This window comes from Paraburkholderia sp. CNPSo 3281 (genome assembly GCF_024206515.1).
Lineage (GTDB): Bacteria > Pseudomonadota > Gammaproteobacteria > Burkholderiales > Burkholderiaceae > Paraburkholderia > Paraburkholderia nodosa.
Genome location: NZ_JAMBPS010000002.1, coordinates 243,264 through 266,121, shown reverse-complemented (window position 1 = coordinate 266,121; position 22,858 = coordinate 243,264). Strand labels below are relative to the sequence as shown.

Annotated in this window: 19 protein-coding genes; 9 read left to right on the top strand and 10 right to left on the bottom strand. The window is 64.8% G+C overall.

Annotated features, from left to right (window positions below; all coding sequences use genetic code 11):
- Positions 1–19: 19 nt before the first annotated feature.
- The 10 genes from rapZ to kdsD form a co-directional block, all read right to left on the bottom strand.
- Positions 20–913 (bottom strand): RNase adapter RapZ, encoded by an 894-nt coding sequence (gene rapZ / locus M3I56_RS03210; protein ID WP_254352526.1) that lies wholly within the window; start codon positions 911–913, stop codon positions 20–22.
- 138 nt (positions 914–1,051) lie between these two features.
- Positions 1,052–2,020 (bottom strand): HPr(Ser) kinase/phosphatase, encoded by a 969-nt coding sequence (hprK, locus tag M3I56_RS03205; RefSeq protein WP_028201859.1) that lies wholly within the window; start codon positions 2,018–2,020, stop codon positions 1,052–1,054.
- Between the two features lie 197 nt (positions 2,021–2,217).
- Positions 2,218–2,673 (bottom strand): PTS IIA-like nitrogen regulatory protein PtsN, encoded by a 456-nt coding sequence (gene ptsN / locus M3I56_RS03200; RefSeq protein WP_028201860.1) that lies wholly within the window; start codon positions 2,671–2,673, stop codon positions 2,218–2,220.
- 354 nt (positions 2,674–3,027) lie between these two features.
- Complete coding sequence (hpf, locus tag M3I56_RS03195) at positions 3,028–3,384, bottom strand: ribosome hibernation-promoting factor, HPF/YfiA family (RefSeq protein WP_028201861.1); 357 nt, start codon at positions 3,382–3,384, stop codon at positions 3,028–3,030.
- A gap of 173 nt (positions 3,385–3,557) precedes the next feature.
- A complete protein-coding gene (locus tag M3I56_RS03190) occupies positions 3,558–5,075 on the bottom strand; it encodes an RNA polymerase factor sigma-54 (RefSeq protein WP_254352525.1) in 1,518 nt (505 codons plus the stop codon).
- Positions 5,076–5,352: 277 nt separating this feature from the next.
- Positions 5,353–6,144 (bottom strand): LPS export ABC transporter ATP-binding protein, encoded by a 792-nt coding sequence (gene lptB, locus M3I56_RS03185; protein WP_254352524.1) that lies wholly within the window; start codon positions 6,142–6,144, stop codon positions 5,353–5,355.
- On the bottom strand, positions 6,141–6,833 hold the full coding sequence (lptA, locus tag M3I56_RS03180; protein WP_254352523.1) for a lipopolysaccharide transport periplasmic protein LptA: 693 nt from the start codon (positions 6,831–6,833) through the stop codon (positions 6,141–6,143). Before lptA ends, lptB begins: the two co-directional genes overlap by 4 nt.
- Positions 6,834–6,864: 31 nt before the next feature.
- Entirely contained in the window at positions 6,865–7,464 is a 600-nt protein-coding gene (gene lptC, locus M3I56_RS03175; protein WP_028201865.1) for an LPS export ABC transporter periplasmic protein LptC, read from the bottom strand.
- Positions 7,461–8,015, bottom strand: a complete 555-nt coding sequence (locus M3I56_RS03170) for an HAD family hydrolase (RefSeq protein ID WP_035512122.1) — start codon at positions 8,013–8,015, stop codon at positions 7,461–7,463. Before M3I56_RS03170 ends, lptC begins: the two co-directional genes overlap by 4 nt.
- Positions 8,015–9,001 carry an arabinose 5-phosphate isomerase KdsD gene (kdsD, locus tag M3I56_RS03165; protein WP_254352522.1) on the bottom strand — a complete coding sequence of 329 codons (987 nt, stop codon included), beginning with the start codon at positions 8,999–9,001 and terminating at the stop codon, positions 8,015–8,017. Before kdsD ends, M3I56_RS03170 begins: the two co-directional genes overlap by 1 nt.
- Positions 9,002–9,224: 223 nt before the next feature.
- Here kdsD and M3I56_RS03160 point away from each other — a divergent pair, with 223 nt between their 5' ends.
- The 9 genes from M3I56_RS03160 to narH all read left to right on the top strand — a co-directional run bounded on the left by M3I56_RS03160 (position 9,225) and on the right by narH (position 22,854).
- Entirely contained in the window at positions 9,225–11,240 is a 2,016-nt protein-coding gene (locus M3I56_RS03160) for a cation:proton antiporter (RefSeq protein WP_254352521.1), read from the top strand.
- Between the two features lie 109 nt (positions 11,241–11,349).
- Entirely contained in the window at positions 11,350–11,916 is a 567-nt protein-coding gene (locus M3I56_RS03155; protein WP_254352520.1) for an adenine phosphoribosyltransferase, read from the top strand.
- A 32-nt stretch (positions 11,917–11,948) separates the two neighbouring features.
- On the top strand, positions 11,949–12,563 hold the full coding sequence (locus tag M3I56_RS03150) for a LysE family translocator (RefSeq protein WP_254352519.1): 615 nt from the start codon (positions 11,949–11,951) through the stop codon (positions 12,561–12,563).
- Positions 12,564–12,581: 18 nt separating this feature from the next.
- Complete coding sequence (locus M3I56_RS03145) at positions 12,582–13,451, top strand: DUF4743 domain-containing protein (protein ID WP_254352518.1); 870 nt, start codon at positions 12,582–12,584, stop codon at positions 13,449–13,451.
- A 75-nt stretch (positions 13,452–13,526) separates the two neighbouring features.
- On the top strand, positions 13,527–14,396 hold the full coding sequence (gene purU, locus M3I56_RS03140; protein ID WP_254352517.1) for a formyltetrahydrofolate deformylase: 870 nt from the start codon (positions 13,527–13,529) through the stop codon (positions 14,394–14,396).
- Positions 14,397–14,643: 247 nt separating this feature from the next.
- Positions 14,644–15,969, top strand: coding sequence for a nitrate/nitrite transporter (locus M3I56_RS03135; protein WP_254352516.1), 1,326 nt, complete (start codon positions 14,644–14,646; stop codon positions 15,967–15,969).
- Between the two features lie 45 nt (positions 15,970–16,014).
- A complete protein-coding gene (locus M3I56_RS03130) occupies positions 16,015–17,409 on the top strand; it encodes a NarK family nitrate/nitrite MFS transporter (protein ID WP_254352515.1) in 1,395 nt (464 codons plus the stop codon).
- A 169-nt stretch (positions 17,410–17,578) separates the two neighbouring features.
- A complete protein-coding gene (locus tag M3I56_RS03125; RefSeq protein WP_254352514.1) occupies positions 17,579–21,304 on the top strand; it encodes a nitrate reductase subunit alpha in 3,726 nt (1,241 codons plus the stop codon).
- A complete protein-coding gene (gene narH, locus M3I56_RS03120; RefSeq protein WP_254352513.1) occupies positions 21,301–22,854 on the top strand; it encodes a nitrate reductase subunit beta in 1,554 nt (517 codons plus the stop codon). Before M3I56_RS03125 ends, narH begins: the two co-directional genes overlap by 4 nt.
- Positions 22,855–22,858 lie beyond the last annotated feature (4 nt).

The window sequence follows — 22,858 nt, the reverse complement described above, 5'->3', positions numbered from 1 at the left end:
CCGCGCGATGCGCAGCCGGTTAGGCGATCAGCCGTGACGACTCTCCGACATCGAGAGGCGCGTCGCGGTGACGCACGATAACGTTCGACTCGCCGGCAAAGCGCGTGGCGAGCGTCTGGGCGATGTACACCGATCGATGTTGTCCGCCCGTGCAGCCAATCGCAACGGTGAGATAGCTGCGGTTGTCGGCGCGAAAATGCGGCAGCCACTTCGCGACGAACGCATAGACATCGTCGATCATTTCGTGAACGGCCGACTGCGCATTCAGAAAGTCGATCACGGGCTGATCGAGCCCGGTGAGCGGCCGCAGGCGGGCGTCGTAATGCGGGTTCGGCAGCGTGCGCACATCGAACACGAGGTCCGCGTCGAGCGGCACACCGCGCTTGAAGCCGAACGATTCGAACGTGAGCATGAGCGAGCCGCGCTCGCCGCCGACGAACACTTTCACCCACTGGCGCAGTGCGTTCGAACTCAGGTTGCTCGTGTCGACCTGATGGCCGAATTCGGCGAGGTTCGAGACGAGTTCGCGCTCGTGCTCGATCGCTTCTTCGAGTGACTTGAGCATGCCCACGTTCGCGTCGTGCGCGGCGGAGCCCGAAAGTGGATGGCGGCGCCGCGTTTCCGAGAAGCGCTGGATGAGCGACTGCGTGCTCGCGTTGAGGAAGAGCACACGCACATCGTGGCGAAGAGCCAGGTCGCGGATCATCTCCGGCATGTCGTCGAACGACGAACTCGAGCGCGCATCGATCGCGACGGCGAGGCGTTCGTAGCCATCGTCGCTGAGATATTGGGCAAGTTGCGGTAGAAAGCGCGGCGGCAGATTGTCGACGCAATAGTAGCCGACGTCTTCGAGCGCGTTGAGCGCCACTGACTTGCCGGAACCCGAAATGCCGGTGATCAGAATGATACGCATGGGAGAGTCGATGAACCCGATTGGGTCATCATAGCATCCGATCCGCGCGCCTGTATTGGCTCTCCGGGCCGCAGGCGCTCGTTTCGGGGGCGCGCGCGGCGTGCTTCGCGCGCCTCGCCGGCCGCGCGGCTTCGGGCGTCAGATCAGCTTGCCGGGAAACTGGCTGTCGGGGTCCTGCATCGCGAGGCGCTGGCGGTCCATGAAGTCGCGCAGGGTGTCGATACCGCGCAATTGCAGGATCGTGTTGCGCACGGCGGCCTCGACCAGCACGGCGAGGTTGCGGCCCGCGGCCACCTGGATCGTGACCTTGCTGATGGGCAGGCCGAGCACGTCGACGGTCTGGCTCTCCAGCGGCAGACGCTGGAACTCGCCGTCCGGGCGGCGCACGAGTTGCACGATGAGCTTGAGCTTCATCTTCCGGCGCACGGCCGTTTCACCGAAGATCGTCTTGATGTCGAGCAGACCGAGGCCACGCACTTCGAGCAGGTTCTGCAACAGCGGGGGGCAGCGGCCCTCGACGAAATCGGGGCCGAGGCGCACGAAGTCCACGGCGTCGTCGGCCACGAGGCCATGGCCGCGGCTGATCAGCTCCAGACCCAGTTCGCTCTTGCCAAGACCCGAGTCGCCCGTGAGCAGCACGCCCATGCCGAGAATGTCGAGAAACACGCCGTGCAGCGTCGCGCGCGGCGCGAGTATGCGCGACATGTAGAGGCGCAGGCTGTCGATGACCGTAGCCGCCGACATTGGCGTGGTGAAGAGCGGCGTGGAAGAACGCGTACAACGCAGCACCAGTTCGGGGGGCGCGGTCATGCCGTCGGCGACCACGAGGAACGGCGGTTCGAGCGCGATCAGCTCGGCCATGTGGCGTGAGCGGTCTTCGTCGGTCTGGCGCTGGTAGTAGTGGATTTCGGCGTCGCCGAGCACCTGGATGCGGTTCGGGTGGATGAGGTTCAGGTGGCCGACGAGGTCCGCGCTCGCCGTGGCCGTGGCCACCGTCTCGGTCGAAAAGCCGCGTTCCCAGCCTTCGTGCCCCGTCAGCCAGCTGAGTTTCAGCGTGGTGGCGTTGTCGTCGAAGATGCTTTGGGCGTTGATGCTGGAAGTGTCCATGAGTCGGTGACTCCGCGAGATGACTCGCTTAACGGCTGACTGAATTGCTGGCTAAATAAACCGCGCTACCTGGATGCGCTACCTGGGTGGTTAACGGCTGCCGGCGCCCGGCGCTTCACCCCTGCAACGAGCGTCGAGCGCGCGCTGTTCGGTCGCGGCGGGCCGCGACCGCGCACCACAAGACGCCGCACATTACATCAAGGTTGCCACTGGGTGAGCAGGCGATGCAACGTTTCGCGGTCTTCTTCCGTATGGAGCCGCTCACGCGTTTCGCGATCCGACAACAGTTGCGCGATCTCGGACAGGATTTCAAGGTGCTGCTGCGTGGCCTGTTCGGGCACGAGCAGGAAGATCAGGAGCGAGACGGGCTGACCGTCTGGCGCTTCGAAGGCGATCGGCTCGGCGAGGCGCACGAAGGCAGCCTGCGGCTGCTTCAGGCCCTTGATGCGGCCGTGCGGGATCGCGACGCCTTCGCCGAGGCCCGTAGAGCCGAGGCGCTCGCGTGCGAAAAGATTGTCGGTAACCGTGCTGCGGGCGATGCCGTTCTGGTTTTCGAAGATCAGGCCAGCCTGCTCGAAGACGCGTTTCTTGCTGGTGACGGACAGGCCGACGACGACGTTCTCGATAGGAAGTATTTTGGCTAAACGATTCATGTTGGCAGGCGAAAACGTGGCCTGAATGCTTCACACCCCGTCAGCTGACCGCTTTGGCGGAAGCTTTGGATCTGGCGACGAAGCCCGGTACCGGGACCAGTGGGGACTTGTTGGCGCGTTAGACCCCGTAATACGACTGGACCATTATAGAACAAGCGTCCACGCCGATGGTGCGATGCGCCACGCATGAGCGCAACCCTCGTTGCCCGGTTGCACCCGGCGGTAAAATCCTGCATGGCGTGCACTCACGAAAAAGCCGCCCGGTCCGGGCGGCTTTGCTTCGAGGGGCGGAGGATGAACTATCGACTCCAGCCCCGGTTCATGGCGTGAATCGCCACGCAGGACACTGCGGGATCACTGCGGCGGGATTTCGATGATGGGCGCAGGCTGGTGCTTGATCGCCTCATGTTGATGTCCCTGCACGCGGTCCTTGTGACGTACGACCTGGCGGTCCAGCTTGTCGACCACGAGATCGATGGCGGCGTACATGTCGCCGTTCGCGCTCTCCACAAATATGTCCTTGCCTTTCAGATGAAGGTTCACTTCGACCTTCTGTCTCTTATCCTTTTCCTTATGGTTGTCGACCGAGAGGACCACATTGCCATCGATTACCTGATCGAAATGTCTTAGCACCCTGTCCAGTTTGGTGATCACGTATTCTCGCAACGCTGGCGTTACTTCGAGATGGTGTCCACTGATCTTCAGATTCATAGTGCTTCTCCAGGCTAATGGCCGCGTGACGCGTGAAGTGCGGCAATGCCGGTCGACTGTCTGCCTGTGCGCGGCTCCCCGAAAGGCCTGCGACGGCGGGCTAACTCGGCCGGCCATGTCCGCCAACGGGCGTAGCGGCCGGAAAACGCCTGCTCCGTGAAAACCGGAACAAGCTAAAGAGACTTGCGCAGATTAACCGCCGGAATCTTCAGTGCTTCGCGATACTTCGCAACGGTGCGTCGCGCGACCACGAAGCCCTGTTCCGCCAGCAGTTCGGCTATGCGGCTGTCTGAAAGAGGAGATTTGGTGTTCTCGGCTCCTATGAGTTGCTTGATGAGGGCGCGGATGGCGGTAGACGATGCAGCGCCGCCGGTGTCCGTCGATACATGCGATCCAAAGAAGTACTTAAATTCAAGTGTCCCGAATGGAGTCAGCATGTATTTACCGGTTGTCACACGCGAGACAGTTGATTCGTGTAGGCCCAGCGTATCAGCAATCTCCCTCAAAACCAAGGGGCGCATGGCGATTTCGCCGTGCACGAAAAAGTTCTTCTGACGCTCGACGATAGCCTGCGCAACGCGCAGGATCGTCTCGAAGCGCTGCTGGATATTCTTGATGAGCCAGCGCGCTTCCTGCAGCTGCTGGCGCAGCGAACCGCTGCCCGGATCGCCGCGGTTGTTGCGCAGGATATTCGCGTACAGATGGTTGATGCGCAGCTTCGGTACCACCTCGGGGTTCAGTTCCGCATGCCAGTTCTGGCCGGCCTTCTTCACGATGATGTCGGGCACCACGTAATCGGCTTCGGCCTTGCCATACGACGCACCCGGGAACGGTTCGAGCGAACGGATCAGCGCATGCGCCTCGCGCAGCTCGTCGTCGCCTGTCTTCAGTTGCTTGCGCAACCGCGTGAAGTCGCGCGCGGCGAGCAATTCGAGATAGTTCGACACGATCTCGAGCGCGAGCGTGCGCGTGGGCGACGAATTGACGCGCAGCAACTGCAGCTTGAGGCACTCGGAGGCCGAGCGCGCGCCCACGCCCGCGGGGTCGAAGCTATGTAGCAGCGCTAGCGCCGCATTGAATTCGTCGACGTCGATTTCGAATTCTTCGGGAATGTCGGCAAGTATTTCCTCACAGGTCGCGCTGAGGTAGCCGTCTTCGTCGAGCGATTCGATGAGGAAGGTGATGAGCGCGCGGTCGCGCTGGCTCGCGTTCGTTTCGCGCAACTGCGCCATAAGATGGTCGCGCAGCGTGGTGGTCGATTCGTGGATCTGCAGCGGCGGCAGGTCGTCGTCGTCGGAGGCGTTGCCCGAGCGGCCGTAGTCGTCCAGGTTCCACTGGCTCGCGTCGCCGTTCGCGTCGCCGCCAAGGCCGTCGTATTCGTCCACGCCCCGCGGCTCGCTCTCGCTGTTCTCGCCGCTGCCGTTCGAGGCCGAAGTGGCGCTGTTCGCGCCCTGCATCGGCTCGGCGCCCGAGGACGTGGGCGGCTGCGCGATGAGCGACCCGTCCGAGGCCACGCGCAGCGGGCTCGCGATCCAGTCGTCCTCGTTTTCGAGCAGCGGGTTCTGCGAGATCGCTGTCGCGACCTCCTGCTGCAGTTCGAGCGTCGACAGCTGCAGCAGCCGGATGGACTGTTGCAGTTGTGGCGTGAGCGCAAGATGCTGCGAGAGGCGGAGTTGGAGGCTGGCTTTCATGGCGGTGTGCGAACCATTGTAAAGAGTTTGCCACGCGGACGAAACCACGGGGGCATTCGCAAAAACGAGCGTGCGCCGTGCCGGTGCGTGCCCGGAATTTGGTGCGCAAACAGAGGCGCTGCCCGGCCTGCCATGCACCGTTTTGGGGGCAAGGTCGATACAGCGGAGTTACACGGGGAATGCGAAAGATGAGGCCGGAAAAGCGCGAAAGCGGATCGCGCGCCCGGGTGGGTGCTGCGGGGCGGCGGTGAGGGGGCGCGCGAGGCGCGCCCGGGGCTTACATGCGGAAGTGCTCGCCGAGATAAACGCGGCGCACGTTCTCGTTCTCGATAATCTCGCCGGGTGCGCCGGCCGCGAGGACGCTGCCGTCGCTGATGATGTACGCGTGATCGCAGATGCCGAGCGTCTCGCGCACGTTGTGGTCGGTGATCAGCACGCCGATGTTGCGCTGCTTGAGGAACTTCACGATCTTCTGGATTTCCAGCACGGCGATCGGGTCGACGCCCGCGAACGGCTCGTCGAGCAGGATGAAGCTCGGATCGGTTGCGAGCGCGCGCGCGATTTCGACGCGTCGGCGTTCGCCGCCCGAGAGTGACAGCGCCGGATTATCGCGCAGATGCGCGATTTGCAGTTCCTCGAGCAGCGCTTCGGCGCGCTCGGTGATGACGTCTTTCGACAGACGTTTGCCTTTGCCATCCACCTGCAGTTCGAGCACTGCGCGGATGTTCTCCTCGACGCTGAGCTTGCGGAACACCGAAGCTTCCTGCGGCAGATACGAAAGACCGAGCGCCGCGCGCTTGTGGATGGGCAGAAGGCTGATGGACCGGCCGTCGAGGTCGATCTCGCCGGCATCGAGCGGCACGAGACCCACGATCATGTAGAACGACGTAGTCTTGCCGGCGCCGTTCGGGCCGAGCAGCCCGACCACTTCGCCGCTCTTCACGTCGAGCGAAACGTCCTTGACGACGGTGCGCGAGCCATAGCGCTTCTTCAGGTTGCGCACGACGAGCGTGCTCGTCTTGCCGGCCAGCTGGCGGCCGTAGCTTTGGGGGGCGGTAACGGTATTCACTGTGGCGGCGCTTCCTGCAGCTTGGTGGACGGCGTGAGCGCGGCCGGGGCGCCGGCGGGTGGCTGTGCGCCGGTGGTGGTGTTGCGCGGCGAGAGCATGGCGCGAACGCGGCCGCCGGGGTTGCCGGGACCTGCGACGTCCTTTCCGGAGCGCGCCGTATAGAAGTCGTTCTGGCCGTCGTACGTCACGACGCTGCCGTGGACCTGATCCATCACCGTCGAGAGGCCCTGCAGACGGCGCACCGTGGCGCGCGTCGTGAGCGTGGTGAGGTCCTGCTTGCCGTCGTAGTCGATGCGCTCGGCCGTGCCGTCGACGTATTCGTCGAGGCCTTCGCGCTTCTGGCGGAAGTAGGCGAGCTTCTCGGCGGGCGTGCCCGGCGCAACGGTGCCGGTCGCGAACTGGTAGCCCTGCGGGTCCTGCGTGACGACGAGCTTGTCGGCCTTGATGAGGATCGTGCCCTTGGTGGCGACCACGTGGCCCGTGAAGACGGTCTGCTGCTTCAGATCGTCATACGTCATGTTGTCCGCTTCGATATTGAGCGGCTTGTCCTTGTCGGCGCGTTCGGCGTGGGCGGCGGGCGCGAGGCCGGCGAACAGCAGCGCGCTGGCGAACGCCATCAGCGCCGCGAAGCGTGCGCGGCGCGCGTCGGGCGAACGGCCGTTCATTGGACGGGGAAGCGAATCGTTCATGCAATCGTGCCTTGCGTGGACGGCCCGGCGTTCAGGACGAGCCGCCGGAGTCAGCCGGGGCGATGGCTCCACGGACGTTGCCGAAGAGCTGGATGACCCGGGAGACATTGTTGTAGTTCATGCCGCTGGTGGCCGTCATGACCGACTGGCCGCGTCGAAGTTTAACCGGCTTTTCGGTCAGGATCACATCGTCGTTCACGAGCACTTTGAAATGCTCGGAATCAGCCTGCATTTCGGGATCGCCAGCGCCAGCCGCGCGCAGAATGCGCGCGTTGTCGTACAGATTGACGATCGAGGCGTCGGCGTTGACCGTGCCGCGCAGCCCGGTGGCCGTGACAATCGGCTTGCCGGGCTGGAATGCGCGTACGGCCGGGTTCGTGAGGTCGCTGTTCTCGTCGTCCTCGTAGTGAACCATGTGCGTGGCCGTGAGCCGGTACTGCGTGGCGCCCGACTGGTCGAGCTCGGACACCGAGAAGTTGTCGGCGAAATAGTCGGGCGTATGCGTGGGCGCACGCGGCGCCGCCTCCTTCTCGCGCGGCTGGACGGCCTGCAGCAGCCACCACGTGAAACCGGCGAGCGCGGCGACGCACACGAGCGGCACGAGCGAAGTGAGGCGGAACTTCGGGTTCATCGCGGCATCCCGGCGAGCGGCGCGCAGGCCTCGGCGAGCAGGGCGTCGTAACGGTTCTGCGCGCGCAGGATCAGGTCGGTGACTTCGCGCACGGCGCCGTGGCCGCCCACCTTGTCGGACACCCAGTGGGCGCGCGAGAGCACGTCCGGATGGGCGTTCGCGGGCGCGGCCGCGAAGCCGCACTGAAGCATCACGCCGAGGTCGGGCCAGTCATCGCCCATGTAGCCGCACGCTTCGGGCGCAATGCCCGTTTGCGAGAGCAGCTCGGCGAACGCTACGCGCTTGTCCTCGGCGCCCTGCCACAGGTGCGTGATCTTCAGTTCCTTCGCGCGCACGGCGACGATCTCCGAGCGGCGCCCCGTGATGATGGCCGTGTCGACGCCGGCTTCGCGCAGGAGCTTCGCGCCGTGGCCGTCGAGCGAGTTGAACGCCTTCATCGTGTCGCCCGCGCCGGTGAAGAGCAGGCCGCCGTCGGTGAGCACACCGTCGACGTCGAAAATCATGAGGCGCACACGCGCGGCGCGCGCGGTTGCGTCGAGTGGGGTAGCCATCAGATCACCTTCTTGGAGAACAGGTCATGCATGTTGAGGGCGCCGATCAGCGTGCCCTCGGCATCGACGACCAGCATCTGATTGATGCGATGGCGCTCCATCAGTTCCACGGCTTCGACGGCAAGTTGGTCCGGGCCGATGGTGCGCGGGCCTTTCGTCATGACCTGCGCGATCGGCAGGTCGCGGAAATCGCCCACGCGCTCGAGCACGCGGCGCAGGTCGCCGTCGGTGAAAATGCCTTGCACGTGGCCGTCGGCGTTGATGACCGCCGTCATGCCCATGCGCTTGGCCGTGAGCTGGAAGAGGGCGTCGCGCACGGTCACGTCGTCGCGCACCTTCGGGATTTCGTCGCCCGTGCGCATCACGTCGCGCACGTAGGTGAGCAGGCGCCGGCCGAGCGCGCCGCCCGGATGCGAGCGCGCGAAGTCGTCGGCGCCGAAGCCGCGTGCGTCGAGCACCGCGACCGCGAGCGCGTCGGAGAGCGCGAGCGCCGCCGTCGTGCTGGCGGTGGGCGCGAGGTTCAGCGGGCAGGCTTCTTTCTCCACGCCGGCGTCCAGATGCACATCGGAGAGCTGGCCGAGCGTCGACTGCGGGCGATTACCCGTCATGCCGATGAGCTTCGCGCCAATGCGCTTGACGAGCGGCAGGATCGCCACGAGTTCTTCGGATTCGCCGGAGTTCGACAGGCCGATGAAGACGTCGTCGGCGGTGACCATGCCGAGGTCGCCGTGGCTCGCTTCCGCCGGATGCACGAAGAACGCCGGGGTGCCCGTGGAGGCCAGCGTGGCCGCGAGCTTGCGGGCAATGTGGCCCGATTTGCCGATGCCAGACACGACCACGCGTCCGCGGCAGCTGAGGATAAGGTCGACCGCGCCTACGAAGTTGTCGTCGAGCCGGTCGCGAAGCCCGCGCACGGCGTCCGCTTCGATGTCGAGCACGTTGCGAGCGAGCTTCAGCGCCCGGTCGCCATTGATTTTCGCTATCATCCGCGGAGTATAGCAAAGGCGTCTGCGCGCCGCGCCAGCGCCCCCCAGCGCCAAAACCCCGTGCGCGAGCCGCCGGGCTTGCCCAGTCGTTTCTCCGTAGCCCTTCCCATTTAGCCCGTTATTAATGTAAACAGGCCCTAGCCGCCTTCGCGTCGATCAGTGACCCGGCGCGGGGCAGAATTCGCATCGCCGGTACCGCAGACGAACGAGGACGCTTCACACGATGATCTCCCCGCTGGAAATGACGCTGTTCCTGCTGCTCGCCTCGGTGGTTGGCGTCGTGCTGTTTCGTTATCTGAATCTGCCGCCGATGCTCGGCTACCTCACGGTGGGCATTCTCGTGGGCCCGCGCTCGCTCGGCATCGTGCCGGACACGCATGGCGCGCAGAACCTGGCCGAGTTCGGCGTCGTGTTCCTGATGTTCTCCATCGGCCTCGAGTTCTCGCTCTCGAAGCTGCGCGCCATGCGCCACGCCGTGTTCGGCCTCGGGCTTTCGCAGGTGCTCGGCACGATCGTGGTGGCGCTCCTGCTCGGGCTCGTGCTGGAGCCGTGGGTGCATATCACGTGGCAGGCCTGCGTCGCGCTGGGCGGCGCGCTCGCCATGTCGTCCACGGCCATTGTCAGCAAGATGCTTTCCGAGCGGCTCGAGATCGAATCGGAGCATGGCCGCAACATTATGGGCGTGCTGCTGTTCCAGGATCTGGCCGTGGTGCCGCTGCTCATCGTGATCGCGGCGTTTGGCGGTTCGTCGGCGTCGCTCGTCGAGTCGCTCGGCACGGCGGCCGTGAAGATCGTGCTCGCGCTCGGCATTCTGCTCATCGTCGGGCAGAAGTTCATGACGCGCTGGTTCACCGTGGTCGCGCGGCGCCGCTCGCAGGAGCTGTTCGTCCTCAACGTGCTGCTCGTCACGCTGGGCGCCGCGTTCATCACCGACAAGTTCGGCCTCTCGCTCGCGCTCGGCGCCTTCATCGCGGGCATGCTGATCGCCGAAACACCGTACAAGCACCAGGTGGAAGAAGACATCAAGCCGTTTCGCGACGTGCTGCTCGGCCTCTTCTTCGTGACCACGGGCATGCTGCTCAATCCGCACGTGATCTGGCAGCACCCCATCATGGTGGCGGCGTTCTTCCTCGGGCCGGTCGTGCTCAAGGCCGTGCTCATCACCGCGCTCACGCGTATTTTCGGCGCCTCGCCGGGCGTGTCCATGCGCACGGGTCTCGGCCTCGCGCAGGCCGGCGAATTCGGTTTCGTGTTGCTGAACCTCATTCTCGACAAGCACCTCGTCGATGCCACGCTGCTCCAGGCGATCCTCGCGGCCATGCTGCTGTCGATGCTCGCCGCGCCGTTCCTGATCCAGAACGCCGACCGCATCGTGCTGCGCCTCTCCTCGACGGAATGGATGCAGCAGTCGCTGATGATGACGCGCATCGCCACGCAAAGCATCAAGCAAAGCGGCCATGTGATCGTGTGCGGCTACGGCCGCGCGGGGCAGAACCTCGCGCGCATGCTCGAATACGAGGGCCTTTCGTACGTCGCGCTCGACCTCGACCCCGATCGTGTGGCGGCCGCGGCGGCGGCGGGCGAGTCGGTGGTGTTCGGCGACGCGGCGCGGCGCGAGTCGCTCGTCGCGGCGGGCATCCACCGTGCGGCCGCCGTGGCGATCACGTACGCCAATACGCAATCGGCGTTTCGCGTGCTCCATCACATTCACGAGCTGGAGCCCACCTTGCCCGTGATCGTGCGCACGGTGGACGACGCCGATCTAGAACGCCTGCTCGCCGCGGGCGCCACCGAGGTGATTCCGGAGATCGTAGAAGGCAGCCTGATGCTCGCCTCACACATGCTGGTGCTGATGGGCGTGCCGATGCGGCGCGTGGTGCGCCGCGTAGAGGAACTGCGCGACGAACGTTACAGCCTGTTGCGCGGCTACTTCCACGGCACCGACGATGTGGGCGAGGACGGTCACGAGCAGGTGCGGCTACAATCCGTACCGGTCGACGAGCGCGCCGACGCCGTGGGCCGCACGCTCGCGGAACTGGGCCTGTACGAGCTCGGCGTCGAGGTGACGGCGATCCGCCGCCACGGCATTCGCGGCGTGGAACCGGACCCATCGACCAAGCTGCGCGAGGCCGACATCGTCGTGCTGCGCGGTCTGCCCGAGCAGCTCGCGCAGGCCGAGGAGCGGCTTTCGCGGCATCGCAAGCCGGGTGCGGCCGGCGCGGGCGCCGCGGCGGTCTGATACGCCGTCGTTGCCACCTTCGCTGCCGCAACCGCGAGACTGCGCCAAGGGGTCCTGCCCCGTTTAAATAGCTCTACCGTTCTTTATCCAGCCACTACCCGGAGAAACCATGTCCAACGCACCTGCGAACCCGAGCGCTGAAGCCGCCCAGTTCGTGAAGAGCCTGATCCGCACGGTGCCCGACTGGCCTCAGCCGGGAGTGCAGTTCCGCGATATCACGCCGCTCATCGGCCATCCGAAGGGCCTGCGCGTGCTGATCGATCTGTTCGTCGAGCGCTATGTCGATGCGAAGCTCGACTACGTGGCAGGGCTCGACGCGCGCGGCTTCATCATCGGGCCGATCGTCGCGTATGAGCTGAACGTGGGCTTCATTCCGATCCGCAAGATCGGCAAGCTGCCGTACAAGACCGTTTCCGAGACCTACCAGCTCGAATACGGCGAAGCGACCGTTGAGATTCACGAGGACGCCTGCAGCGAGGGCGATCGCGTCGTGATCGTCGACGACCTGATCGCCACCGGCGGCACCATGATGGCCGGCAAGCTGCTGCTCGAACGCCTCGGCGCGAGCGTGGTGGAGGGCGCCGCGATCATCGACCTCCCGGATCTGGGCGGCTCGAAGCTGCTCTCCGATGCAGGCCTGCCGCTCTTCACCGTGACCGCCTTCGGCGGGCACTGAAACCCGAATGCACACTGCCACGAGTCGATCTCATGCCGAATTTCGCGCTCTTTCTCGCCACCTCCATCGCCATCACGTTCGCGCCCGGTCCCGACAATCTCCAGGTGCTCGCGCGCGGCATTTCGCAGGGCCGCGCCGCCGGTCTCGTTGCCGCGCTCGGCTTCGCCGCGGGCGTGACGTTCCACACCACGCTCGCCGCGCTCGGCGTGGCCGCCGTGCTGCGCTCTTCGCCGCTCGCGTTCCAGATCCTCAAGCTCGCCGGCGCCGCGTATCTCGTGTGGATCGGCGTGAAGGCGCTGCGCAGCCAGGGTCTCGCCGCCGCCGGCGACAGGCCGCGCCAGCCGCTCTCCGCGATCTTTCGCCAGAGCGTGCTCGGCAACATCATGAATCCGAAGGTGACGCTGTTCTTCGTCGTGTTCCTGCCGCAGTTCGTCGACCCGCATGGCGCGCAGCACGTCACGCTGCAGATGCTCGAGCTCGGCCTCGTGTTCATGGCGCAGACGGTCGTGGTGTTCTCCGCCTTCGGGCTGTGCGCGGGCACGATCGGCGGCTGGCTGAAGCGCCGGCCCCGCGCGGGTGTGTGGCTGGACCGTCTCGCCGGCGTCACCTTCATCGCCATCGGCATTCGCGTCGCCTTGCGCGACTGATCCACGGAGTCCTGATCGATGACCTTGCCTTGCATTACCGACGCGCGGCGTTTCGATGCCGGCGCGCATCTGCCGTTTCATATCGGCGACGAGCGCGTGGGCTGGATACGCGAGAACGACGTGGCGCGGCTCGCGCGCTGGCCCGACGTGTTCGAGATCGACGGCGATGCGGATAGCGCCCGCGTGACGCTCGCCCCGCACTTCGATAGTGTCGATGCACGCAGCGCGGCGCTCGGCTCGGTGATTGGCGCACTCGCGGCGGAAGGGCATATTCCGGGCTGGCGCAACGAAACCTACGCGATCCGCAACGCCTTCGACGCGCCGCCGCTCGCCTTTATCGAACGCGCGGCCTCGCGCTTTTTCGGCACGATGACGTACGCGGTGCATCTGAACGGCGTCGTAGAATACGCGGATCCGTTGTCGCCCGGCGCGCCGCAATTGTGGATCGCGCGGCGCAGCCACACCAAGGCCACCGACCCCGGCATGCTGGATAACGTCGTGGCGGGCGGCATCGGCTGGGGCTTGGGCATCGAGGCCACGCTTGTGAAGGAGTGCTGGGAAGAGGCTGGCATTGCCGAGGACCTGGCGCGCGAGGCGCGCGCGGGCCGCACGGTGCACGTGCTGCAGTCGCTGCCGGAAGGCACGCAGGCCGAGCAGATCTTCATCTACGACCTCGTGCTCCCGGCCGATTTCGTGCCGCACAACCAGGACGGCGAAGTCGGCGAGCATCGCCTCGCGCGCATCGACGAAGCCGCGCGCTGGATCGAGGAGGGCGCGATGACGGTGGACGCGAGCCTCGCGACACTCGACTGCCTGCTGCGCCGCCAATGGATAGACGAAGACGCGTGCGAGGGCATTGCCGCGATCTTCGAACCGCCGACGCTGTGAAAGGGCGCCGGTTCTCTTAGCAAGGCCTCAAGCCCTTTTAGCAACACCAAAGTATTGACGGGAGTTACCAAGGTCATGTCGACCGATCACAGCTTCATCCTCAAACTGTCGTGCGCCGACCGGCCTGGCATCGTGCATGCCGTGTCGGGCTTTCTGTTCGAGCGCGGCAGCAATATTCTCGACTCGGCCCAGTTCGGCGACAGCCACACGGGCGAGTTCTTCATGCGCGTGCACTTCCAGCAAGTGGGCGGCGACCCGGGCCTCGACGGCCTGCGCAGCGCGTTCGAGCCGTTCGCGCAGGAGTTCGGCATGCGCTGGGAACTGCATGACGCGAACGTGAAGCCGCGCGTCGTCATCATGGTCTCGAAGATCGGCCATTGCCTGAACGACCTGTTGTTCCGCTATCGCACCGGCCAGCTGCCTATCGAGATTCCGGCGATCATCTCGAATCACAAGGACTTCTATCAGCTCGCCGCGAGCTACAACATTCCGTTCCATCACTTCCCGCTGCTCGGCGGCACTGAGGCCGACAAGGCCGCGCAGGAAGCGCGCGTGCTCGAAGTGGTGAACCGCGAAGGCGCCGATCTCGTGGTGCTCGCGCGCTACATGCAGATCCTCTCGCCGCAGCTTTGCAAGGCGCTCGAAGGCCACGCGATCAATATCCATCATTCGTTCCTGCCGAGCTTCAAGGGCGCGAAGCCGTACTACCAGGCGTTCGATCGTGGCGTGAAGCTGATCGGCGCAACGGCGCATTATGTGACGTCCGATCTCGACGAAGGCCCGATCATCGAGCAGGAAGTCGAGCGCGTGGATCACAACATGACGCCGGACCAGCTCACCGCCATTGGCCGCGACGTGGAATGCGTGACGCTCGCGCGCGCGGTGAAGTGGCACGTGGAGCATCGCATCGTGCTCAACGGGCACAAGACGGTCGTGTTCCGCTGATCTTTCGTTGATCGCGTGCGACACCATGCCGTAGCGTGTTTCATGACACGCTACGGCTTTTCGAACTAATCTTGTTGCTCTCCGGCGTGTTCGCATGCATGCGATTTTTCTTCCACGCCAACTCGTTCCCTCGGTACTACTCCTTAAGTTCTAGTGGCGCATCGTCGCGCACTCCCTGCGGAGAATAGTCCGCACCTTTCGTCTTTCCTACTCTTGTCACGTCAACTAAACGACAAGAGGGAAATTCATGAAAGCCGCCCCATCCCCGCAGGCGGAACCTGTAGCCGATAGCCGAGCCTGGCGCGTGCTGGGTTCGAGCACCTTCGCGTTCACGATCTGCTTTGCCGTCTGGATGATGTTCGCGATCCTCGGCATTCCGCTCAAAAAACAGCTTCACCTCACCGATACCGAATTCGGCCTGATTGCCGCGATGCCCGTGCTCACCGGCTCGCTCGCCCGCGTACCGCTCGGCATCTGGACCGATCGCGTTGGCGGGCGCATCGTCTTCTTCATCACCATGCTCGTGACCGTCGTGCCGATCTGGCTCGTCACGTACGCGACGCAACTGTGGCAATTCCTCACGCTCGGCCTGTTCGTGGGACTCGCCGGCGCATCGTTCTCAGTCGGCACACCCTATGTCGCGCGCTGGTTCCCGAAGTCGCGCCAGGGTTTCGCCATGGGTATCTTCGGCGCAGGCAATTCGGGCGCCGCGCTCAACAAGTTCGTGGCGCCGGTGCTGATCGTCGCGGCCGGCACGTGGACCATCGTGCCGAAGGTCTATGCCGTTGCGATGCTCGCGACGGCGCTGCTGTTCTGGATGTTCTCCGCGAGCAACCCTGCGCACCGCGTACCCGGCACGGCGAGCGTTGCGAGCCAGATGCGCGTGCTTGCCGACCCGCGCGTGCTGCGCTATGCGCAGTATTACTCGGTGGTGTTCGGCGGCTATGTCGGCCTGTCGCTGTGGATGCCGCAGTACTACGTGAACCAGTACGGCTTCGGCATCGAGCAGGCCGCGTTTCTCGCTGCGTGCTTCTCGCTGCCCGGCGGCGTGCTGCGTGCGCTAGGCGGCTGGCTCTCCGACCGCTATGGCGCCTATCGCACGACGTGGGCCGTGATGTGGGTCGCGCTCGCGTGCTTCTTCCTGCTGAGCTACCCGCCGACCGACTTCACGATCCACGGCGCGCATGGCCCGCTCGGTCTGCATATCAGCACGGGACCGGTGTTCTACACGGTGCTGATGTTCGTCGTCGGCATTGCGATGGCGGTGGGCAAGGCCTCGGTCTTCAAGTTCATCGGCGACGAGTACACCGACAACATCGGCGCCGTCTCCGGCGTCGTGGGGCTGGCGGGCGGTCTCGCGGGCTTCGTGCTGCCGATCCTGTTTGGCCTGCTCGTCGACCTCACGGGCGTGCGCACCACCTGCTTCATGCTGATGTTCGGCGCCACCGTGGTGAGCCTGCTGTTCATGCACTTCTCGTTCCGCCCCGAAGCGCTCGCCCACGGCAGCGCGAAGCTCGCGCGCAAGGTTAGCGCCGCGACGCTGGCGCCGAAGGAAACCACGTACTCCGAATGATCCAACCTGCGCCGCGCGTGCGGCGCCTACCGAACGAGCACAATCATGTCCAAGTATCTCCTGACCCAATGGGAGCCCGAGAACCCCCGGTTCTGGCAGGCTTCTGGCGAGCAGATCGCCACCCGTAACCTGTGGATTTCGATTCCCGCGCTGATGCTGGCGTTCGTGGTGTGGTCGCTGTGGAGCGTCACGGTCGTCAATCTCGACAAGGGCGGCTTTCACTTCACGAAGAACGAACTCTTCTGGCTCACGGCGCTCCCCGCGCTTTCGGGCGCCACGCTGCGCATTTTCTATTCGTTTCTTGTGCCGATTTTCGGCGGCCGCCGCTTCACGGCGATCTCCACGGCGAGTCTCCTGATCCCGGCCTTCGGCATGGGCTTCGCGCTGCGCGATCCGTCCACCTCGTATTCGACGCTGCTCGTGCTTGCCCTGCTGTGCGGTCTTGGCGGCGCGAACTTCAGCTCGTCGATGGCGAACATCAGCTTCTTCTTCCCGAAGGCGCGCAAGGGTTTTGCCACCGGCCTCAACGCGGGCATCGGCAACCTCGGTGTCTCGCTCGTGCAGTTCGTCACGCCGATCGTCATCTCGACGGCCGTGTTCGCTGGCCTGCTCGGCGACGGGCAGACTTACGTGAAGGACGGCGTCGAGCACAGCATCTGGCTGCAGAACGCAGGCTTCGTGTGGATTCCACTCATCGTCGTGTCTTCGTTCGCCGCGTGGTTCGGCATGAACGACATCGCCGATGCGAAGGCCTCGTTCCGTGAGCAGGCCGTGATCTTCCGCCGCGCGCACAACTGGATCATGTGCTTTCTGTATGTCGGCACGTTCGGCTCGTTCATCGGTTTCTCGGCTGGCCTCGCGCTTCTCACGAAGGCGGAGTTTCCCGCCATCAACCCGACTGCATGGGCCTTCCTCGGGCCGCTCGCTGGCGCGCTCACGCGCCCAGTTGGCGGCTGGATCTCGGACAAGCTCGGCGGCGCGCGCGTCACGCTTTGGACCTTCCTCGCGATGATCATCGCGGTGATGGGCGTAATCGTGTTCCTGCCGGGCGGCGCGCTGGGCGGCGCACAGGGCAGCTTCGCCGGCTTCCTCGCGATGTTCGTCGTGCTGTTCGCGCTCACCGGCATCGGCAACGGTTCGACCTTCCGCATGATTCCCGTGATCTTTCTCACGCACCATCAACGCACCGAGAAGGGCAAGGGCGATGAGGCGCAGCGCAGCGCGCTCGCCGAAGCGGGCAAGGAATCGGCGGCGGTGCTCGGCTTCGCGGGCGCGATGGGCGCGTACGGCGGCTTCTTCATTCCGAAGAGCTTTGGCTCGTCGCTCGACATGACCGGGTCACCGGTCGGCGCGCTCGTCTGCTTTATCGGCTTCTACGTGGTGTGTGCGGCGGTGACGTGGTTCTTCTATGCGCGCCGCAACGCGTCCACGCCTTGCTGAATCGGATTAGTCCTTTGGGAGTAGTGCGAACTCTCCCGTTGATGAATGGGCAGGCACGCACCTGCTCGCCATACTTGGAACGATACAGCTGCCCGTCGCCAGGCTTGCAACGCAAGCGGACGGCGACAGGCGCGATCGATCGATTCCAGCAGCAGTCCCGGAGAACCTGATGAGTTATTTTCTGGACCGGTTGAAGTTCATGTCGCGCGTGAAGTCGACGTTTTCGAAGGGCCACGGCGCGGTGGTGAACGAGGACCGCAAGTGGGAAGACGGCTATCGCAGCCGCTGGCAGCACGACAAGATCGTACGCTCGACCCACGGCGTGAACTGCACGGGCTCGTGCTCGTGGAAGGTTTACGTGAAGAACGGCCTGATCACGTGGGAAACGCAGCAGACCGACTATCCGCGCACGCGCGCTGACCTGCCCAATCACGAACCGCGCGGCTGCCCGCGTGGCGCATCGTATAGCTGGTACGTGTATTCGGCGCAGCGCGTGAAGTACCCGATGATCCGCGGGCGCCTGATCGAAATGTGGCGCGAGGCGCGCAAGACGCTCGACCCGGTCAAGGCATGGGCTTCGATCGTCGAGGACCCGAAGAAGGCGGCTCACTACAAGAGCGCGCGCGGCCAGGGCGGCTTCGTGCGCGCCGGGTGGGACACGGCCACCGAGATGATCGCGGCGGCCAACGCCTACACCATCGGCAAGTACGGTCCCGATCGCGTGGTGGGTTTCTCACCCATTCCAGCAATGTCGATGGTCTCGTACGCCGCGGGCGCGCGTTATCTGAGCCTGATCGGCGGGGCGTGTCTGTCGTTCTACGACTGGTATTGCGACTTGCCGCCTTCCTCGCCGCAGGTATGGGGCGAGCAGACCGACGTGCCCGAATCGGCCGACTGGTACAACTCCACGTATCTCATGGTGTGGGGCTCGAACGTGCCGCAAACGCGCACGCCCGACGCCCACTTCTACACCGAGGTCCGCTACAAGGGCACGAAGACGGTCGCAGTGTCGTCCGACTTCGGCGAGATGGTGAAGTTCGGCGATATCTGGCTCGCGCCGAAGCAGGGCACCGACGCGGCGCTCGCGCTCGCGATGGGCCACGTGGTGCTCAAGGAGTTTCACGCAACGGCGAAGTCCGCGTATTTCCGCGATTACGTGAAGCAGTACACCGACATGCCGATGCTCGTCACGCTCGCGAAGCGCGATGGCGCGCTCGTGCCGGACCAGTTCCTGCGCGCGTCGCAACTCGCCGCGAATCTCGACGAAGCGAACAACCCGCAGTGGAAGACGCTCGCCATCGATGCGACCACGGGCGACATCGTCGCGCCGAACGGCTCGATCGGTTTCCGCTGGGGCGAAGGCGAGCACGACGGCGGCAAGAAGGTGGGCCGCTGGAACCTCGAAATGAGGGACGGCGGCAGCGGCCGCGAAATCGATCCGCGCCTTTCGCTCGTCGATCAGCATGACGAAGTGGTCGAGGTGGGCTTCCCGTACTTCGGCGGCGAACATGGCGCGCTGCTCGCGCGCCGCGTGCCCGCGAAGCGCGTCGCGCTGGCGGACGGCACGAGCGTGCTGGTCGCCACCGTCTACGACCTGCAGATGGCCAACTACGGCGTCGACCAGGGGCTCGGCGGCCCGAACGTCGCGTCCTCGTATGACGACGACGTGCCCTGCACACCCGCATGGCAGGAGAAGCACACCACGGTGCCGCGCAAGCTCGTGATCCAGGTGGCGCGCGAGTTTGCCGACAACGCCGACCGCACGCGCGGCAAGAGCATGGTGATCGTCGGCGCGGCGCTCAATCACTGGTACCACAACGACATGATCTACCGCGGCATCATCAATCTGCTGATGATGTGCGGCTGTATCGGCCAGAGCGGCGGCGGCTGGGCGCACTACGTGGGCCAGGAAAAGCTGCGTCCGCAGTTCGGCTGGGCGCCCCTCGCGTTCGCGCTCGACTGGTCGCGCCCGCCGCGCCAGATGAACGGCACATCGTTCTTCTACAACCACACGAGCCAGTGGCGTCACGAGAAGGTGAGTCTGGACGAGATTCTTGGCCCGGGCGCGGACCGCGAACGCTACAAGAACCTGTCGATGCTCGACCTCAACGCGAAGTCCGAGCGCATGGGCTGGCTGCCTTCGGCGCCGCAACTGGGCGCCAATCCGCTCGACGTGGTGGACGCCGCGCAGCGCGCAGGCGTGCCGCCGGTGCAGTACACCGTCGATCAATTGAAGTCGGGCGCCCTGAACTTCGCCTGCGACGACCCCGACAATCCCGCGAACTTTCCGCGCAACATGTTCGTGTGGCGCTCGAACATCATGGGCAGCTCGGGCAAGGGGCACGAGTATTTCCTCAAGTACCTGCTCGGCACGCAGAACGCACTGTTCGGCGACGAAGCCGATGCGATCAAGCCCGCCGAAGTGAAGGTGCGCGAAGCGGCCGAAGGCAAGCTCGACCTGCTCACGGTGCTCGACTTCCGCATGAGCACGACGTGCCTGTACGGCGATATCGTGCTGCCTTCGGCCACGTGGTACGAGAAGGACGATCTCAACACGTCGGACATGCACCCGTTCATCCATCCGCTTTCGGAGGCGGTGCAGCCGCTGTGGGAGAGCAAGACCGACTGGGAGATCTACAAGGCCATCGCGAAGAGGTTTTCGGAGATCGGCGGCGCGCTTCTGGGCAAGCGCACCGACCTCGTGTGCACGCCGCTCATGCACGATACACCGGGCGAACTCGGCCAGGCGTTCGAGCCGAAGGACTGGCGTCTTGGCGAATGCGATCTGATCCCCGGCAAGACCGCGCCTTCGATGACGCTCGTGGAGCGCGACTATCGCGAGATCTACAACAAGTTCACCTCCGTCGGGCCGCTGCTCGAAAAGCTCGGCAACGGCGGCAAGGGCATCAACTGGAACACCGTGCACGAGGTGGGCGAGTTCGCACAGCTCACGGGCATCCAGCAGAACCGCGGCGCGGCCGAGGGACGCCCGCGTCTGGAAACGGCCATCGACGCCGCCGAAATGATCTTGACCTTCGCGCCGGAAACCAACGGCCACGTAGCGGTGAAGGCGTGGGACGCGCTCTCGAAGATCACGGGCCGCGATCACACGCATCTGGCCGAAGGCCGCGAGCACGACAAGATCCGCTTTCGCGACGTGCAGGCGCAACCGCGCAAGATCATCTCCGCGCCTACGTGGTCGGGCCTCGAATCGGAAGAGGTGAGCTACAACGCGGGTTATACGAACGTGCACGAGCTGATTCCCTGGCGCACGCTCACGGGCCGCCAGCAGTTCTATCAGGATCACCGCTGGATGCTCGACTTCGGCGAGGGCCTGTGCAACTACAAGCCCGCCATCGACACGAAGACGACCTCGCCGATGCTCGGCGCGAAACCCAACGGCGAGCACGAACTCGTGCTGAACTGGATCACGCCGCACCAGAAGTGGGGCATCCATTCCACGTACACGGACAACCTGCGCATGCTCACGCTGTCGCGTGGCGGCCCGCACGTCTGGGTCTCGGAAGCCGAGGCGAAGGAAGCGGGGATCGTCGATAACGACTGGGTCGAAGTGTTCAACGTGAACGGCACGCTCACTGCGCGCGTCGTGGTGAGCCAGCGCGTGCCGCGCGGCATGTGCCTCATGTATCACGCGCAGGAAAAGATCATCAACGTTCCGGGCGCGGAAACGAGCGGCATGCGCGGCGGCATTCACAACTCGGTCACGCGCACGGTGCTCAAGCCCACGCACATGATCGGCGGCTACGCGCAACTGGCGTATGGCTTCAACTACTACGGCACCGTCGGCAGCAATCGCGACGAGTATGTGATCGTGCGCAAGATGAAGAAGGTCGAGTGGCTGGAAGGCCCGATGAAGGAAGGAGCCGCATCATGAAAATCCGCGCCCAGGTGGCGATGGTCCTGAACCTCGACAAGTGCATCGGCTGTCATACGTGCTCCGTCACGTGCAAAAACGTGTGGACGTCGCGGGATGGCGTCGAGTACGCGTGGTTCAACAACGTCGAGACGAAGCCCGGCATCGGCTATCCGAAGGAATGGGAGAACCAGGAGAAGTGGAACGGCGGCTGGGTCCGCAACCCGAACGGCAAGATCGAGCCGCGCCAGGGCCCGAAGCTCAAGGTGCTGGCCAACCTGTTCGCCAACCCGAACCTGCCCGGCATCGACGACTACTACGAGCCGTTCACGTACGACTACGAGCATTTGCAGAAGGCGCGCCTCTCGCAGACGCCGCCCACCGCGCGCCCCGTGTCGGTCATCACTGGCAAGAAGATGGACAAGATCCATTGGGGTCCCAACTGGGAAGACGACCTGGGCGGCGAGTTCGCCTCGCGCAGCCGCGACAAGCTGTTCGAGAACGTGCAGAAGGAGATGTATTCGACCTTCGAGAATACCTTCATGATGTACCTGCCGCGCCTGTGCGAACACTGCCTGAATCCCGCGTGCGTGGCGTCGTGCCCCTCGGGCTCGGTGTACAAGCGCGAAGACGACGGCATCGTGCTCGTCGACCAGGACAAGTGCCGCGGCTGGCGCATGTGCATCTCGGGTTGCCCGTACAAGAAGATGTACTTCAACTGGAAGAGCGGCAAGGCCGAGAAGTGCATCTTCTGCTATCCGCGCATCGAGGCGGGGCAGCCTACCGTCTGCTCGGAAACGTGCGTGGGCCGCATCCGTTATCTGGGCGTGATGCTTTACGACGCGGACCGCATCAGCGAGGCGGCATCGGTCGAATCGACGCAGGATCTGTATCAGTCGCAGCTCGACGTATTCCTCGATCCGCACGATCCCGCCATTCAGGCCGAGGCGCGCCGCCAGGGCGTGCCGCAGGGCTGGCTCGACGCCGCCGTGCGCTCGCCCGTGTACCGCATGGCGGTCGAGTGGAAGATCGCGTTCCCGCTGCACCCCGAGTACCGCACGCTGCCGATGGTCTGGTACGTACCGCCGCTTTCGCCGATCCAGTCGGCCGCGGACGCGGGCCATATCGGCATGGACGGCGTGATTCCCGACGTGGCGAGCCTGCGCATTCCCATGCGCTATCTCGCCAACCTGCTCACCGCCGGCGACGAAAAGCCCGTGATTTCGGCGCTCAACCGCATGCTGGCGATGCGCGCCTACAAGCGCACCCAGGCCGTGGACGGCGTGAACGACAACGCGGTTCTCGCGCGCGCGGGCCTCACGCCCGAGCAGGTCGAGGACATGTACCGCACCATGGCGATCGCGAACTACGAGGACCGCTTCGTCGTGCCGTCGTCGCACAAGGAAATGGTCGAGGATTCGTTCAACGAGAAGGGCAGTTGCGGCTTTTCGTTCGGCAATGGGTGTTCGGGCGGCGTTTCCGAGGGCTCGCTGTTCGGCTCGAAGCTCGGAGGCAGCGTGGTGTATGTCGATATGCCGAAGTCGCGTCGCAAGACGCCGTCTGAAGCTTGAGCGG

Excerpts from the sequence above, each read along its gene's own strand:
- rapZ (WP_254352526.1), bottom strand. The coding sequence starts at position 913 with ATGCGTATCATTCTGATCACCGGCATTTCGGGTTCCGGCAAGTCAGTG.
- hprK (WP_028201859.1), bottom strand. The coding sequence starts at position 2,020 with ATGGACACTTCCAGCATCAACGCCCAAAGCATCTTCGACGACAACGCC.
- ptsN (WP_028201860.1), bottom strand. The coding sequence starts at position 2,673 with ATGAATCGTTTAGCCAAAATACTTCCTATCGAGAACGTCGTCGTCGGC.
- hpf (WP_028201861.1), bottom strand. The coding sequence starts at position 3,384 with ATGAATCTGAAGATCAGTGGACACCATCTCGAAGTAACGCCAGCGTTG.
- M3I56_RS03190 (WP_254352525.1), bottom strand. The coding sequence starts at position 5,075 with ATGAAAGCCAGCCTCCAACTCCGCCTCTCGCAGCATCTTGCGCTCACG.
- lptA (WP_254352523.1), bottom strand. The coding sequence starts at position 6,833 with ATGAACGATTCGCTTCCCCGTCCAATGAACGGCCGTTCGCCCGACGCG.
- lptC (WP_028201865.1), bottom strand. The coding sequence starts at position 7,464 with ATGAACCCGAAGTTCCGCCTCACTTCGCTCGTGCCGCTCGTGTGCGTC.
- M3I56_RS03170 (WP_035512122.1), bottom strand. The coding sequence starts at position 8,015 with ATGGCTACCCCACTCGACGCAACCGCGCGCGCCGCGCGTGTGCGCCTC.
- kdsD (WP_254352522.1), bottom strand. The coding sequence starts at position 9,001 with ATGATAGCGAAAATCAATGGCGACCGGGCGCTGAAGCTCGCTCGCAAC.
- M3I56_RS03160 (WP_254352521.1), top strand. The coding sequence starts at position 9,225 with ATGATCTCCCCGCTGGAAATGACGCTGTTCCTGCTGCTCGCCTCGGTG.
- M3I56_RS03155 (WP_254352520.1), top strand. The coding sequence starts at position 11,350 with ATGTCCAACGCACCTGCGAACCCGAGCGCTGAAGCCGCCCAGTTCGTG.
- M3I56_RS03150 (WP_254352519.1), top strand. The coding sequence starts at position 11,949 with ATGCCGAATTTCGCGCTCTTTCTCGCCACCTCCATCGCCATCACGTTC.
- M3I56_RS03145 (WP_254352518.1), top strand. The coding sequence starts at position 12,582 with ATGACCTTGCCTTGCATTACCGACGCGCGGCGTTTCGATGCCGGCGCG.
- purU (WP_254352517.1), top strand. The coding sequence starts at position 13,527 with ATGTCGACCGATCACAGCTTCATCCTCAAACTGTCGTGCGCCGACCGG.
- M3I56_RS03135 (WP_254352516.1), top strand. The coding sequence starts at position 14,644 with ATGAAAGCCGCCCCATCCCCGCAGGCGGAACCTGTAGCCGATAGCCGA.
- M3I56_RS03130 (WP_254352515.1), top strand. The coding sequence starts at position 16,015 with ATGTCCAAGTATCTCCTGACCCAATGGGAGCCCGAGAACCCCCGGTTC.
- M3I56_RS03125 (WP_254352514.1), top strand. The coding sequence starts at position 17,579 with ATGAGTTATTTTCTGGACCGGTTGAAGTTCATGTCGCGCGTGAAGTCG.
- narH (WP_254352513.1), top strand. The coding sequence starts at position 21,301 with ATGAAAATCCGCGCCCAGGTGGCGATGGTCCTGAACCTCGACAAGTGC.